Here is a 14,648-nt window from a genome sequence, read left to right on the forward strand (position 1 = left end):
GGTTACACCGTCCGAATTCTGGGGTTGAGGATCAGGTAGAGCAGGTCAACGACCAGGTTGACGAGCACAAAGGTGACGGCGATGATGATCACCACGCCCTGGACGATGTTGGTGTCGCCGGCGGTGATGCCGTTGACAATCAACTGGCCCATGCCGGGCAGCGAGAAGATGGTCTCGATGACGATTGCGCCGCCGAGCATGTAGCCGATGCGAAGGCCCAGGACGGTCACCGGGGTCACCATGGCGTTGCGCAGCACGTTGCGGCGGACCACCTCGCCGCGGGGGACGCCGTTGCCGATGGCGGTGCGCACATAATCCTTGTCCAGCTCCTCGACCATGGAGGTGCGGACCACGCGGATCAGCGATGCGGCCACGGGGATGGCCAGTGCGATGGCGGGGAGGAACAGGGACTGCAGCCAGCCGGGGAACGAATCGGTGGGGTTGACGTAGCCGCCGGTGGGGAACAGGGGCCAGTTCAGGGCGAACTGCTGGATCAGCAGGATGCCGATCCAAAACGACGGCGTGGCGATGCCGGCAACGGAGACGATGCGGATGAGCTGGTCGGGCCACTTGTCGCGGTACAGCGCTGCGGTGACGCCGAGCACCAGCGCGAGCACCACCGCCATGATGACGCCCAGGAAGGTCAGTTGGAGGGTGAGGGGGAAGGCCGTGGCGATCAGGCTGGACACGGGTTGGGCCGGCGGTGCCGTGTTGCCCAGGTTTCCCGTGACCAGGTTTCCCAGGAAGTGGATGTACTGGACGAACAACGGGTCGTTCAGGCCGTTGGCAGCCCGGTACGCCGCGATTGCCTGCGGGCTGGCGCCTTCGCCGAGGGCGACGATTGCGGGGTCGGTGGGAAGGAACTGCATGACGACGAACACCAGCAAGGTGACGCCCAGCAGCATGAACGGGAGGACGATTATTCGCCGTCCCAGCAGTCGCAGGAATGCGCTCAAGGTTCTATCTCCATTGCGTATGGGAAGCCGGCTGGCGGGTGCCGGGTCGCGGCCCCGCCAGCCGGGTACTGCAGGGAATGTCAGACACGCCCGACGTTCTCGAAGGAAAGGCCGGTGGTGGGCAGGGCGCGGAAGCCTGAGAGCTGGCTGCTGTTCCACGCGGTGGGCAGGCTGACGTGGTACAGCGGGTAGAGCGGGACGTTCTCGGCGACGATGTCGACGACCTGGTTCCACGCAGCCTTCTGCTTGGTCGCATCCTTCTCGGCGGCGGCCTGGGCCAGCAGCTTGGTCACCTGGGCGAATTCCGGGGTGTTGTCCCAGTGGTAGCGGTTCTTCGGCCACGTGGTGCCGGCATAGAACCAGCTCAGCAGCAGGTCCATGTCGTTGCCGTAGATGGACGGGTCGCCGGAGGCTGCCAGGACCTGGAAGTTGCCGGTGCCGACGAAGTTGTTGCCGTAGACGTTGGCCGAGGCCTGGCTGTTCAGCGTGGTCTTCACCCCGATTGCGTCCCAGAACTGCTTGACCAGCGGGACCGAGTCCGTGATGAACGCGGTGGTGGTGGTCAGCAGTTCCACGGACAGGTTCGACTGGCCGGCTTCCTTCAGCAGCGCCTTGGCCTTGTCGGGGTTGTAGGTGTAGACGGTGCCGGCCCGCTTGTAGTCCGGGTGGGTGTCCTGGACGTAGTTGGTGGCGGGGGTGCCGTTGCCCAGCAGTGCGGTCTTGACGATCTTTTCAACATCGAGCGCGTAGAACAGGGCCTGGCGCACGCGGACGTCGTTGAACGGCGCCTTGGCGCAGTTGAACATCAGGAACATGGAGTTGAAGGACGGCACGGACTTGACTTCGGCCTTGGCCTTCACCGCGTCGATGTCCAGGTACGGCACGGCCTCGACGGCCTGGACGCGGCCGGACTGGATGGCCGTGGTGCGGGCCGAGTTGTCCGCCAGCATGTACCAGGTCATGGCCGCGGCCAGTGCCGGGCGCGGGCCGTTGTAGGCGTCGAAACGCTTGAACGCGACGTTGTCGTTCGGGGTGACCGAGACAAAGGCGTACGGGCCGGTGCCGACCGGCTTGGCGTCGAAGCCCTTCTGGTCGGCCGAGGCGATGGCCTTGGGCACCACCTTGACGACGGAGATGCGGGTGCCGAACAGCGGGAACGGCTTGTTGAGCTTGAATTCCACCGTGCTGGCATCCACGGCCTTGACCGAGGCGATGAACGGAATGAACTGGGCCAGGAGGGCCGTGTTGGCCGGGTCCAGCACGCGGGTGAAGCTGTAGACGACGTCGTCCGTGGTCACCTTGGATCCGTTGTGGAACGTGGCGCCCTTGCGCAGGGTGGCACGCCAGGTAAGGTCGTCGACCTGCTTGGGCGCTTCGCTGGCCAGGGCGGGATACGGGGTCCGGTCCACCGGATCCAGCTCCACGAGGCCTTCGAAGATGTGGTAGTTCGCTGCGGTGGCGACGGCACTGCTGGCGTTCATGGGGTCAAAACCGCCGGAAAGGACAAATGCCGTGCCCGCCTGGATGGTCGCGTTCTTGTCGATCTTGCCGCCATTGGCACTTCCGGTTTTTTGGCTGGTCGTGGAGGCCGGTCCACTGCAGGCAGCCAGGGATGCGGTGAACGCGGCAGCCGCGCCCATGGCTCCCGCCATCTTAATGAAACTGCGGCGGGACGAGTCCTTCACGAACGGCATGTTCTCAAGAGTGTTGCTCATTATGGGGCCTCACCAATTCAGATTTAGTAGTGGAGTTGCTAGATGTAGGACGTCCGATGCTTGTAAAAGAACTGTAAGAGCGGTCACGTCGATTGGTCAAGTGGCGTTCTGATAACGGGCTGCCCGTCCCGGCGTGGCGCGCCCTCCCGGGAACTCGGCCGTGCTGCGTGCCGGCGGCCCCTCTGCGGTGGCCGGAGGGAGTCCCATGGTGGCATCTTCCTCGAAGGTTGGACGTCCGATATCATATGTACTAGATCACGGTTTGGGAACGCATGCAACAGGCCCCATCTTCACCTCCCGGGCCGGTTGTCCCCTAGAATTCGGCGTATACCGTCGTGGGGGAAGCCGGCCCCTTGACCCGGCACTTTATAAGGAGTCACTTTGGCTACATCGACTGCAGTCCCACGTGCACGATTCAGCGCCCAAGTGCGCCTTCGCGCCCTTCAGGCAGACATCATGGATTTGATCCTGGACCGGGACCTTGACGCGGGCGACCCCATGCCCACCGAAAGTGAGCTTTCCGAGGTGCTGGGCGTTGGCCGCAACACCTTGCGTGAGTCCCTGAAGGTGCTGCAGGCCCTGGGTGTCATTGAAATCCGCCACGGCTTCGGCATGTTCGTGGCGCCCAGCAACTTTGACGCGCTGGCGGACGGGCTGTCATTCCGCGGCCGCCTCTCCCTGCGCCACGAAGGCCTGGAGGCCCTGCAGCTGGTGGACATCCGCCAGGCCCTCGAGTCGGGCCTGATTGGCGGCTGCCTTGACCAGACGACTCCCGGCCACCTGGCCCGCATCGAGGAGGCCGTGGTCAAGATGGAGACGCTCGCGGCCCGGGGTGAGACCTTCTCCGAGGCTGACGCCGAATTCCACCGGCTCCTCTTTGAGCCCCTTGGAAATGAGTTGCTGATGAACCTGATGAGCGTGTTCTGGAAGGTCTACCGGAAAATCCACCTGGAAATCGGGATCACCACCACGGGCCTGGTGGACACTGCCGCGCAGCACCGTGCGATCTATGACGCCGTGGTCGCCAAGGACGCCGCCACCGCCTCCACGCTGCTCAGCCGGCACTTCGACGGCATCCGGCGCAGCATCAGGGAGTTTGTGGACGCGAACTAAGGCCGGGCCCCGGCGTCGGCCGCGCGGCCTGGCCGCCCGCCGGCCCCGCGCCCACAAGGCCCGGGGCCGGCCGTCCCCAACGGATTAAACAAATGGGCCCCAGGCCGAAGCCTGGGACCCATTCATTTTTCTGTGGTGCGCGCGAAGGGATTCGAACCCCCAACCTTCTGATCCGTAGTCAGATGCTCTATCCGTTGAGCTACGCACGCATATTTTGTTTCTTTTTTGCTTTCGACCCTCGGGCCGTGAACAACTCTAACCCGTCCGGGGCTGTGTGTACAAATCGGACGACCCGTGTTCCCGCACACTATACCGGTCTAGGTGATCTGTCTCACATCTGAAGGCGATGGTCAACTCACTAAACCGCGGATTCTAGGCACTTTGTGGAGAATGCACGGCACTACGTCCCATGTCCAATGCGCCGAAATGCGGATTTCCGGGCCATAGCATTTAGACACACCACTGACCCAATGAAGGGATACACGATGGGCCACGCGCCAGTGCAGGATTCTGTTGAGCAGGCAACGACCACCCACGAAGGCCTCGCCGCCTGGGTTGCCGAGGTTGCCGGGCTCACGCAGCCGCGGGACATCCACTGGGTCGACGGGTCCGCCGGGGAGTACGCGAAGCTCACGGGCGAACTGGTGGAAGCCGGAACCCTGACCCCCCTGAACCCGGAATTGTTCCCCAACTCCTTCGCGGCATTCTCGGATCCGAAGGACGTTGCCCGCGTTGAGGGCCGGACCTTCATCTGCTCCGAAAAGGAGCGCGACGCCGGCTTCACCAACAACTGGATGGACCCGGCGGAGATGAAGGCGATCCTGAAGGAGCGCTTCTCCGGCAGCATGCGCGGACGCACCATGTACGTCATTCCGTTCGTCATGGGCCCGCTCGACGCCGAGGACCCCAAGTTTGGCGTGGAAATCACCGACTCCGCCTACGTGGTGGCCTCCATGCGCATCATGGCCCGCATCGGCACCGATGTGTTGAGGAAGATGGAGACGACCAACGCCTTCTTCGTCCCCGCCCTCCATTCCGTGGGAGCACCGCTGGAAGCCGGCGAGAAGGACGTGCCCTGGCCCTCAAGCGACGAAAAGTGGATTGTGCACTTCCCCGAGGAGCGCTCCATCTTCTCCTACGGCTCCGGCTACGGCGGCAACGCGTTGCTGGGCAAGAAGTGCTTCGCCCTACGCATCGCCTCGGTCATGGCCCGCGACGAGGGGTGGCTCGCCGAGCACATGCTCATCCTCAAGCTCACCAGCCCGGAGAACAAGAGCTACCACGTGGCCGCGGCGTTCCCGTCGGCCTGTGGCAAGACGAACCTGGCCCTGCTGGATCCCACGGTGCCCGGCTGGAAGGCCGAGACCCTGGGCGACGACATCAACTGGATGCGCTTCGGCAAGGAAGGCGAGCTGCGTGCCGTCAACCCCGAGGCCGGCCTGTTTGGCGTGGCCCCCGGCACCGGCTGGTCCACGAACCCCAACGCCATGGCAGCCATTGCCAAGGGCAACTCCATCTTCACCAACGTGGCCCTCACCGACGACGGCGGCGTGTGGTGGGAGGGCATGACCGACGACGTGCCTGCACACCTGACCGACTGGCAGGGCAACAGCTGGACGCCCGACGCGGGACGCCCGGCCGCGCACCCCAACTCCCGTTTCTGCACGCCCATCGACCAGGTGGACATGCTCTCCAAGGAATACTTCTCCCCGGAGGGCGTGGAGATCAACGCGATCCTGTTCGGCGGCCGCCGCAAGACCACCATCCCCCTGGTGACGCAGGCCCGCGACTGGAGCAACGGCATCTTCATGGGTTCCACGCTGTCCTCGGAGACCACGGCCGCCGCCGCCGGCGCCGTCGGCGTGGTGCGCCGTGACCCCATGGCCATGCTGCCCTTCATCGGCTACGACGCCGGCGACTACCTCAAGCACTGGATTGAGCTGTCCGCCAACGCCAACCAGGCGCGGCTGCCCAAGATCTTCCTGGTCAACTGGTTCCGCCGCACCTCCACCGGCGGCTTTGCCTGGCCGGGCTTCGGCGAAAACAGCCGCGTGCTCAAGTGGGCCATTGAGCGCATCGAAGGCACCGCCGACGCCGTCGAGACGCCGATCGGCTTCGTCCCCACCCCCGACTCCCTGGACCTGGAAGGCCTGGAGATGGCGCCGTCGGACCTGGCGGACGCGCTCAAGGTCGACGCCGGCGAATGGGGCGAGGAACTGGCCGGGATCGAGGAGTGGTACGCCCGGTTTGGCGAGTCCCTCCCGGCGGAAATGGCCGCCGAGCTGGCCGGCCTGAAGGCCCGCTTCGCAGCCTGATTAAACGGGTCCCGACAGGCTTGACCACCGAGGTCGAGCCTGTCGGGACCCCCGTGCGCTAGTTCGCCCCCGCCAGCCAGAGGTCCGGCCCGAAGACCTCGTAGTGGATCTTCGTGGCGGGGATGCCGGCGTCGATGGCCTGGTTGCGGATGGCCTTCATGAACGGCAGCGGGCCGCAGACGTACATGGACGCGTCGGCCGGAATGTCCAGGCCCTCGAGGGTCATGAAGCCCTTGTTGAAGCCGTCGGTGGGCTCCTCCAGCCACAACGTCAGGTTCGCGCCGTCGATGGCGGCCACATCGGAGGTCATCTGCTCACGCAGCGCCCACGCCTCGAGGTTCTTCTCGGCGTGGAGCACCAGGACCTCTCGGTCGACGCCGTTGCTGGCGAGCGAGCGCAGGGCCGACGCCGAGGGGGTGCAGCCGATTCCGGCGGTGGCAAACACGACCGGACCGTCGCCGTCGTCCAGGGTGACGTCACCATAGGGGTTGGACAGTTCGACGACGTCGCCCACCTCGATGTTCCTGTGCAGCACGGGGGAGACCTCTCCGCCGTCGTCCCGCTTGGTGGTGAACACCCGGCGGGTGGTGGATTCCACGTCGGCTGAGAGTGAGTACTGGCGGCACTGGCGCAGGCCGTCGGGCAGCGCGACCCTGACCGAGACGAACTGGCCGGGGCGGGCCGTCGTGACGGGGGTGTCGTCGGCGGGCTCCAGGACAAACGTCATGCAGTCGGTGCCGGCCGGGTTCTTCTCCACCACTGTCCAGGGCATCCACATCCTGTCATTGGCCTGGATGGCGTAGAGGCCCTTTTCGATCTTGACGAGGGCATTGGCCATGAGCCAGTAAACCTCGGTCCATGCTTCGGCGATCTCCGCCGTGATGACGTCGGCGAGCTCTTCGGCGATGGCCTCGAAAAGGTACTTGTAGACAATCTGGTACTGGTCCTCGGTGATCCCCAGCGAGGTGTGCTTGTGGGCGATGCGGCTGAGCATCTGCTCGGGAATGATGTCCGGGTTGGCCACGAGCGCGGAGGCGAATCCCGCGATGGAGCCGGCCAGGGCCTTTTGTTGTTCGCCGTTGTTTTGGTTGGCCCGGCTGAACAGGCCGTCCAGGAGCTCCGGGTGGGCGGCAAACATGCGTGCATAGAAATTCGGCGTGATGGCGCCCATGCGGGAGCCGACCAGCGGCAGCGTGGCTTCAATCAGGGGGCGGGACTTTTCCGAAAGCATCTGTACTCCTTGGGTGGAATCCGTGGTGACAACCCCAAAGTAGCATTTGAAATACGACATTAAAGCCAGTGAAATGCGGTGACTTCTACGAGATGTAGAAAAATTGCCGGATTGGCGCGGCTCAGGCGTCCCGGTGTGTGTGCAACGTCACGGGAACCGGCCCGGCGTGCACCGGGATGGCCAGGCTGGAAATCGTCACGGTGTCCAGGGACGCGTAAAACGCCTCACGCGCCCGGCTGAGCGCGCCGCGCAGCCTGCAGGCGTGCAACAGCGGGCAGTCGCCCATTTCCGTCTGGCACGCGGCGACGTCCGGGTGGCTGTCCAGGACGCGCAGTACCCCGCCCACCGTCGCCTGCAGGCCCTGTTCGGAGATGCGCACGCCCCCGCTGCGGCCGCGCACGGAAACCACCATCCCCATCTGCCGCAACTTCAACACGGCCTTGCTGACATGGTTGTACGGGGTGTCCACGAGCTCCGCCAGCTCCCGTGTGGTGAGCAGTTCTGGCTTCGTGGACAACAGCATGAGCACCCGGAGGCTGACGTCGGAAAACGCGTTGATCCGCAACGGCTACGCCCAGATCTGGTTCTCGCCGGACTCCAGGAACGGGTTGCCGAACTCCCACCCGCCGGGTGACTGCCGGTATGGCCGGACGGCGGAGACGCTGACGCCGCCGCTGTGTTCGGCCATGACGTGGATGGCGTCCGTGGCATCGTCGGGCAGGTGGATGTCACAAACGACGGCGGCTGCCCGGTTTTGGTCCTTTTGCTGTCCCAGCGCCTCGAACAGGTCCGCGATCATCGCATCGGCGTCGAGTTCGCTCTCCGTCCCGCCTTCCACGGCATTGGGGGCCACGGCCACGAGGCTGATGTCGCCGTCGTTGTTGACGACCAGGCCGACAGGCATGAACGCACCGTGCGCCTCGATCTGGTCCCCGGCAACCCCCAGGGCGGTGCCGATCAGCTTGTTGAGGTCGTCCTGGACCTGCTTGTCGGCCGCGTTCTCGTCCATACAGCGCTCCTGGAGGAATCGATCGGGTTGTCGGTTATTGGCGGACCAGGGCCAGGACGTCGTCGCGGATGTCGGCCATGGTGACGGCGTCCTCGGCCTCGGCGTTCAGGCGCAGGAACGGTTCGGTGTTGGAGGCGCGCAGGTTGAACCACCAGCGGCCGTCCTTGGCGGTGAAGGTGAGGCCGTCGAGCTCGTCGATGGTGACGTCGTCGCGCGTGTATGCGGCGCGAACCCGGGCCACGGCGGCCGGGACGTCGGCGAGCTGGGAGTTGATCTCGCCGCTGGAGACATAGGGTTCGTATTCGCGGCCCAGGTCCGAGAGCGGCCCCTCCTGCTCGCCCAGGGCGGCCAGGACGTGCATGGCGGCCAGCATGCCGGTGTCGGCGTTGAAGAAGTCGCGGAAGTAGTAGTGCGCGGAGTGCTCCCCGCCAAACACGGCGCCTTCGGCGGCCATGGTGGCCTTGATGAAGGAGTGGCCCACCCGGGTGCGGACGGGGCGCCCGCCGTCGTGCGCGATGAGTTCGGGCACGGCGCGGGAGGTGATGAGGTTGTGGATGACGGCGGGGCGTTCCTCGCCGCCGGCCTTGGCCCGGGCGATCTCCCTGCGTGCGACCAGGGCGGTGACGGCCGACGGGGAGACCGGGGCGCCTTGTTCGTCGATGACGAAGCAGCGGTCCGCGTCGCCGTCGAACGCCAGGCCGATGTCTGCGCCGTGGGCCACGACGGCGGCCTGCAGGTCGGCCAGGTTGGCCGGCTCCAGCGGGTTGGCCGGGTGGTTTGGGAAGGTGCCGTCCAGCTCGAAGTACAGGGGCACGATCTCAAAGGGCAGGCCGGGCAGGAGGGTGTCGCCCAGTACGGCGGGGGTGGTCATGCCGGCCATGCCGTTGCCGGCGTCCACCACGATCTTCAGCGGCCGGGAACCGGAGAGGTCCACCAGGGTGCGCAGGTAGGCGGCGTACTTGGCCAGCACGTCGGTGTCTACGATGGTGCCCCTGGTGCCGGCCGGGATGCCGTCGGCCAGGTACTTTTGGGCGAGGTCGCGGATGTCCATCAGGCCGGTCTCGGAGGAGACGGGGACGGCGCCGGCCTTGGCCATTTTCATGCCGTTGTATTCGGCCGGGTTGTGGCTGGCGGTAAAGACGGCACCGGCCGCGTTCAGCGCCCCGCAGGCAAAATACAGCTCGTCGGTGGAGATCAGCCCGAGCAGCTGCACATTGGCGCCGCGGCTCGCTGCACCCTCGGCGAAGGCCTGGCAGAAGCCCGGGGAGGAGGGGCGCATGTCCCCGCCCACCAGCACGGTTTCACCTGCCAGTTCCAGCACGTCGGTGAACGCCGCACCCACGGCTTTCACGGACGCGGCCGTAATGGTCTCGCCCACAATGCCGCGCACGTCGTAGGCCTTGAACGACGCGGACAGGTCAACGGGTACATTCTCTGCGGTAGTCACGTCTCCATGCTACCGGCAGCCCCGCCCGCCGGGGAGTCGTTGTCAACGGGGATGCGGCGGGACACGTGCAAGGGGCCTGCACAGGGAGTTCTCCGGCGCGTGTTGTCCACAGATTGGCCTGCCGGCGGACGGGCGTCGGTGGGCACTGGAATACTGGGTGGCATGACACCAAGCGAGCACACCCAGGGGATGGACCACGGCAACGCCAGCAGCATGGGCAGCGACTTCCAGGCCATGGGCGGCCGGACAGCGGTGGGCACGGCCGGGCCTGCGCCCACCCGGTTGCAGGCGTTGGAGATCCTGCGGCGGCTGGTCGGGCGGGACGACGCCGACTTCCACGACGGCCAGTTTGAGGCGATCGAGGCCCTGGTCGACGCCGGGCGCCGCGCCTTGGTGGTCCAGCGAACCGGCTGGGGAAAGTCGGCTGTCTACTTTGTCTCCTCTCTGCTGCTGCGGGCCCGCGGGTCCGGGCCAACGCTGATCGTCTCGCCGCTGCTGGCCCTGATGCGCGACCAGGTGGCCGCCGCCGAACGCGCCGGCGTGCGGGCCATGGCCATCAACTCCGCGAACGCCACCGAGTGGGGGGAGATTTCCGCGGCGCTGGCGGCCGACGAGGTGGACGTGCTGCTGGTGTCCCCGGAAAGGCTGACCAACCCCTCCTTCCGGGAAAACCAGCTGCCCGCGCTGATCCGCCGCACCGGCCTGCTGGTCATCGACGAGGCACACTGCATTTCGGACTGGGGCCACGACTTCCGCCCGGACTACCGCCGCATTGCGGACCTCATTGCGCAGCTGCCCGCCTCGGTGCCGGTGCTGGCCACGACGGCCACGGCCAACTCCCGGGTGGTGGCAGACATTGAGGAACAGCTCGGTGCCGGCGTGTTCACCATCCGCGGTCCGCTGGCCCGCAAGTCCCTGCGCCTGGGCGTGCTGCGGCTCGCCGACTCCCGCGACCGGCTCGGCTGGCTGCTGACCCACCTCGCGGAGATGCCTGGCAGCGGCATCATCTACACGCTGACGGTGTCTGCGGCCGAGGACACGGCACGGCTGCTGGCCGAAGCCGGGCACGTGGTCCGCCCCTACACCGGGCGGACGGACCCCATGGACCGGGAGTCGCTGGAGGAGGCGTTGAAAAACAACGAGGTCAAGGCACTCGTCGCCACGAGCGCGCTCGGCATGGGCTTCGACAAGCCGGACCTGGGGTTCGTGGTCCACCTGGGCGCTCCGTCCTCGCCCGTGGCCTACTACCAGCAGGTGGGCCGCGCCGGCCGTGGCAGCGCCAACGCGGACGTCCTGCTGCTGCCCGGCAGCGAGGATGCGGAGATCTGGCGCTACTTTGCCACGGCGTCCATGCCGTCGGCCGAGAAGGCCACGGCGGTCCTGGGTGCGCTGGGGGAGGCCGGGAAGCCCATGTCCACCCCGGCCCTGGAAGCCAGGGTGGACCTGCGCCGCACGCCGTTGGAACTGCTGCTGAAGGTGCTCGCCGTGGACGGGGCGGTGCGCCGGGTGGCCGGGGGCTGGGAATCCACCGGGCAGCCCTGGGCTTACGACGCCGAGCGCTACCGGCGCATTGCCCAGGCCCGCGTCGACGAGCAGCACGCCATGGTCGAGTATGAACAGGCCGCGGGGTGCCGGATGGAGTACCTGGCCGCGGCCCTGGATGATTCGACGGCGGCGCCGTGCGGCCGCTGCGATTCGTGCGCCGGGCGCTGGTTCCCCATGGACGTCGGCTCCGGTGCCGTGGCGGCCGCCAGCGAGTCGCTGAGCCACGCGGGCCTGCCCCTGGACCCGCGCACCCAGTGGCCCACCGGAATGGACCGGCTCGGCGTGCCCGTCAAGGGCCGCCTCAAGCCCGACGATCAGGTGGGGCCGGGACGGGCGCTGGCCAGGCTGACCGACCTGGGCTGGGGCAACGCGCTGCGGGCGGTGTTTGCCGCCGGGGCCCCGGATGTGCCGATCGACCCGGCCATGGCGCAGGCGGTGGTGGCCGTGTTGCGCGACTGGGGCCAGGCCCGCTGGGCGGGGCAGGGCCGTCCCGTGGCGGTGGTGTCCCTGCCGTCGCGGGGGAAGCCGCAATTGGTGTCTTCGCTGGCGCAGGCGATCTGCCAGATCGGCCGGCTGCCGTACCTGGGCGAACTGTCGCTGGAGTTCGGCGGGCCCACGGGCGGGCGCGGCGGCAACAGCGCCTACCGGCTGGCGGGGGTCTGGGAGCGGTTCAGTGTGGGCCCAGGGCTGGCCGCCGCCATCGCCGCGTATCCCGGCGGGCCCGTGCTGCTCATCGACGACCTCGTCGACAGCCGCTGGACGCTGACCGTTGCCGGCCGCACCCTGCGCCAGGCCGGCGTGGACCAGGTGCTCCCGCTGGTGCTCGCCCAGGCGGGGTAGGCCGGATTCGAACCCAAAACGCTCCCGCGCGATCGGGGGTGTTTTCCGGATCGCTCCCGCCATCCGGAGAATAAAAAAGCACCCCTGAATTCCTCAGGGGTGCTTTTTTGATGCGGAGACGGGGGGATTTGAACCCCCGGTGGAGTTGTGCCCCACACTTCATTAGCAGTGAAGCCCATTCGGCCGCTCTGGCACGTCTCCAGCACTGGAAAGGGTAGAAGCCCCCAACCAGCATCCCAAACTTTACCTAGAGACAGGGGTACAAAGCAAAACGGGGGCCGCGGCGCCCCGCGGCACGTTTTCCCACCCGTTTTTAGAACCCGCCGGTCAGCGCCCGCCAGAGGAATTCGTGCGACGCCGTATGCAGGCGGGCCGCCTGCGCGTTGTTTCCGGCCCCCGCGTGGCCGCCCTCCAGTGCCTCGTGGAACCAGACGGGCAGCCCGAGCGATTCCATCCGGGCGGCCATCTTCCGCGCCTGCACCGGCCCCACCCGGTCGTCGGACGTCGCGGTCCAGATGAACAAGGGCGGATACGCAAGCCCGGCCTGCAGCAGGTGGTAGGGGGAGAAGGTCTTGATGAACTCCCACTGTGCCGGCACGTCCGGGTCGCCGTACTCGGCGATCCAGGAAGCGCCGGCGGACAGCTTTGTGTACCGGCGCATGTCCAGCAGCGGCACCCCGCAGGAAATGGCGCCGAACAGTTCCGGGTAGTGCGTGAGCATGTTGCCCACCAGCAGGCCGCCGTTGCTGCCGCCGGCGCAGCCCAGGTGTTTGGGCCGGGCCACCCCGCGGGCCGCCAGGTCGCGGGCCACGGCGGCAAAGTCTTCATAGGCGCGGTGCCGGTTTTCCTGCAGCGCGGCCGTGTGCCAGCCCGGGCCGTACTCGCCGCCGCCGCGGATGTTCGCCACCACGTAGACGCCGCCGCGCTCCACGCCGTCCACCACGGCGCGGCGCTCCAGCCAGCTGCGCCCCACGGCCCCGCTGTACGAAGGCGTCCGGGAAACCTCAAAGCCGCCGTAGCCGCCCAGCAGGGTGGGGTTGCCGCCGTCGAGCACCAAGTCCTTCGGCCCCACCTGGAAGTAGGGGATGCGCGTCCCGTCACGGGACACGGCGAAGTGCTGCTCCACCGCGTAGCCCGCTTCGTTGAAGAACGACGGCGCCTGCCGGACCACCGCCGCCGGCCCGCCGGTTGGCAGCTGCCCCCGGTACACCGTGGACGGGGTGAGAAAGCCGGTGGCGACCAGCCAGTAGTCATTGCCGGCAGCCGGGTCCTCATCGTCGACGGCGTACGCATCCACCGAGTGCAGCGGCGGGCACGCATCCAGCCCGCTGGCCGCCCATTCCCGGGCAGGGTCCAGCACCAGGATTTTGGAGGAGACGTCCTCGAGCAGGTTGAGCAGCAGGTAGTCGCGGGTCCAGCTCCAGGACTGCAGGGACTGGGCGGGCGTCGGCGCAAAAACGGTCCGGACATCACGGCCGCCGGCCAGGAACGCGTCCAGTTCAATGGCCAGCAGCGCCCCGGCCGCATGCACGGAGCCGGCCACGGCCCAGTCCGTGCGCGGGCGCAGCAGCAGCCACTCCTTGTGCAGGGAAACGTTCATGTCATCGGGCACGTCAAGGTGCACCCAGTCGTCGCCCGTCCGCAGGTAGCTGCGGGACCGGAAGAAGTCCAGGACGTCGTAGGCCACGTCGCGCTCAAAGCCGGGCGTGCTGTCATGGGACACCCCGCCGCTGAGGTGGTCCGGCGGCACGGAAAACAGCGGCTGCTTCGCCGCCAGTTCCGCCAGGGACTCGCCACGGTGCAGCACGCGCGACGCGGCGGGATAGGAGGAAGCCGTCATGGAGCCGGTGCCTGTGTCCGTGCCCACGTACAGCGTGTCCGCATCCACCCAGCTCAGGCGCGTCTTCGCCGTCGGCAGTTCAAAGCCGCCCGGCACAAAGGCCCGGGCCGCCAGATCGAACTCCCGGTACGTGACGGCGTCGCCGCCGTCGGGGGAGAGAGCCACCATGGCCAGGCGGTATTCCTCCCCGGCCGGGGGCCGCAGCAGCGAGGCGCCGGCCCACAGCCACTCCGTTCCTTCCGCCGCCGCCAGGGCATCCACGTCCAGGATCAGCTGCCACGCCGGGCTGCCGGAGACGTAGCTGTCCCAGTCCGTGCGCCGCCACAGCCCGCGCGGGTTCGCCTCGTCCCGCCAAAAGTTGTAGTACCAGTCCCCGTGCTTGGACACCATGGCGATGCGGTCCTTGGAATCGAGCACCTCCAGCACGGCGGCCTCCAGCGCAGTGTAGGCCGGGTTGACCAGGGCGGCGTCGGTGCGCGCATTGTGCTCCCGCACCCAGGCCATGGCGTCGCTGCCGTGGATGTCTTCCAGCCACAGGTTCTCATCGAAGGGCTGCTCGGCAACGGCCGGCCCGGTTGTGGCATCGGGACTCAGGGGGAGGGTCATGGTCCCATCCTAGGCAGGGCCGCCGCCCCGT

General features: G+C 67.3%; 10 protein-coding genes and 2 tRNA genes. 3 read left to right on the forward strand and 9 right to left on the reverse strand.

Annotation, left to right across the window (positions count from 1 at the left end; genetic code table 11):
• Positions 1-2 precede the first annotated feature (2 nt).
• Positions 3-956: an ABC transporter permease gene (locus MMF96_RS13220; protein ID WP_176616879.1), complete on the reverse strand. Its 954-nt coding sequence runs from the start codon at positions 954-956 to the stop codon at positions 3-5.
• Positions 957-1,036: 80 nt separating this feature from the next.
• On the reverse strand, positions 1,037-2,671 hold the full coding sequence (locus tag MMF96_RS13225; protein WP_176616878.1) for an ABC transporter substrate-binding protein: 1,635 nt from the start codon (positions 2,669-2,671) through the stop codon (positions 1,037-1,039).
• Positions 2,672-3,052: 381 nt separating this feature from the next.
• On the opposite strand from MMF96_RS13225, the gene MMF96_RS13230 reads away from it, so the two are divergent.
• On the forward strand, positions 3,053-3,784 hold the full coding sequence (locus MMF96_RS13230; protein ID WP_176616877.1) for a FadR/GntR family transcriptional regulator: 732 nt from the start codon (positions 3,053-3,055) through the stop codon (positions 3,782-3,784).
• Between the two features lie 133 nt (positions 3,785-3,917).
• Here MMF96_RS13230 and MMF96_RS13235 read toward each other — a convergent pair.
• A tRNA-Arg gene (locus MMF96_RS13235) sits at positions 3,918-3,993 on the reverse strand.
• A gap of 276 nt (positions 3,994-4,269) precedes the next feature.
• Here MMF96_RS13235 and MMF96_RS13240 point away from each other — a divergent pair.
• Positions 4,270-6,099, forward strand: a complete 1,830-nt coding sequence (locus tag MMF96_RS13240; RefSeq protein WP_256883803.1) for a phosphoenolpyruvate carboxykinase (GTP) — start codon at positions 4,270-4,272, stop codon at positions 6,097-6,099.
• 58 nt (positions 6,100-6,157) lie between these two features.
• Here the strand turns inward: MMF96_RS13240 and MMF96_RS13245 are convergent, their stop codons facing one another.
• The 4 genes from MMF96_RS13245 to MMF96_RS13260 form a co-directional block, all read right to left on the reverse strand.
• Positions 6,158-7,330 (reverse strand): globin domain-containing protein, encoded by a 1,173-nt coding sequence (locus MMF96_RS13245; protein ID WP_256883820.1) that lies wholly within the window; start codon positions 7,328-7,330, stop codon positions 6,158-6,160.
• Between the two features lie 121 nt (positions 7,331-7,451).
• Positions 7,452-7,895, reverse strand: coding sequence for an Rrf2 family transcriptional regulator (locus tag MMF96_RS13250; protein WP_256883804.1), 444 nt, complete (start codon positions 7,893-7,895; stop codon positions 7,452-7,454).
• A 3-nt stretch (positions 7,896-7,898) separates the two neighbouring features.
• Entirely contained in the window at positions 7,899-8,339 is a 441-nt protein-coding gene (locus tag MMF96_RS13255; RefSeq protein ID WP_176616874.1) for a hypothetical protein, read from the reverse strand.
• A 34-nt stretch (positions 8,340-8,373) separates the two neighbouring features.
• On the reverse strand, positions 8,374-9,786 hold the full coding sequence (locus MMF96_RS13260) for a phosphomannomutase/phosphoglucomutase (protein WP_176616873.1): 1,413 nt from the start codon (positions 9,784-9,786) through the stop codon (positions 8,374-8,376).
• 234 nt (positions 9,787-10,020) lie between these two features.
• Between MMF96_RS13260 and MMF96_RS13265 the strand changes: the two genes are divergently transcribed.
• Complete coding sequence (locus MMF96_RS13265) at positions 10,021-12,171, forward strand: ATP-dependent DNA helicase RecQ (protein WP_176616910.1); 2,151 nt, start codon at positions 10,021-10,023, stop codon at positions 12,169-12,171.
• 113 nt (positions 12,172-12,284) lie between these two features.
• Here the strand turns inward: MMF96_RS13265 and MMF96_RS13270 are convergent.
• Positions 12,285-12,372: transfer RNA gene (locus MMF96_RS13270), tRNA-Ser, on the reverse strand.
• Between the two features lie 112 nt (positions 12,373-12,484).
• Complete coding sequence (locus MMF96_RS13275) at positions 12,485-14,617, reverse strand: prolyl oligopeptidase family protein (protein WP_176616872.1); 2,133 nt, start codon at positions 14,615-14,617, stop codon at positions 12,485-12,487.
• Positions 14,618-14,648: the final 31 nt, after the last annotated feature.

The sequence above is a fragment of the Arthrobacter sp. STN4 genome, from assembly GCF_024539665.1.
Classification (GTDB): Bacteria; Actinomycetota; Actinomycetes; order Actinomycetales; family Micrococcaceae; genus Specibacter.

Bases quoted from the DNA above. Each gene is read 5' to 3' on its own strand.
- MMF96_RS13225 (WP_176616878.1), bottom strand. From the start codon at position 2,671: ATGAGCAACACTCTTGAGAACATGCCGTTCGTGAAGGACTCGTCCCGC.
- MMF96_RS13240 (WP_256883803.1), top strand. From the start codon at position 4,270: ATGGGCCACGCGCCAGTGCAGGATTCTGTTGAGCAGGCAACGACCACC.
- MMF96_RS13245 (WP_256883820.1), bottom strand. From the start codon at position 7,330: ATGCTTTCGGAAAAGTCCCGCCCCCTGATTGAAGCCACGCTGCCGCTG.
- MMF96_RS13255 (WP_176616874.1), bottom strand. From the start codon at position 8,339: ATGGACGAGAACGCGGCCGACAAGCAGGTCCAGGACGACCTCAACAAG.
- MMF96_RS13265 (WP_176616910.1), top strand. From the start codon at position 10,021: ATGGGCGGCCGGACAGCGGTGGGCACGGCCGGGCCTGCGCCCACCCGG.
- MMF96_RS13275 (WP_176616872.1), bottom strand. From the start codon at position 14,617: ATGACCCTCCCCCTGAGTCCCGATGCCACAACCGGGCCGGCCGTTGCC.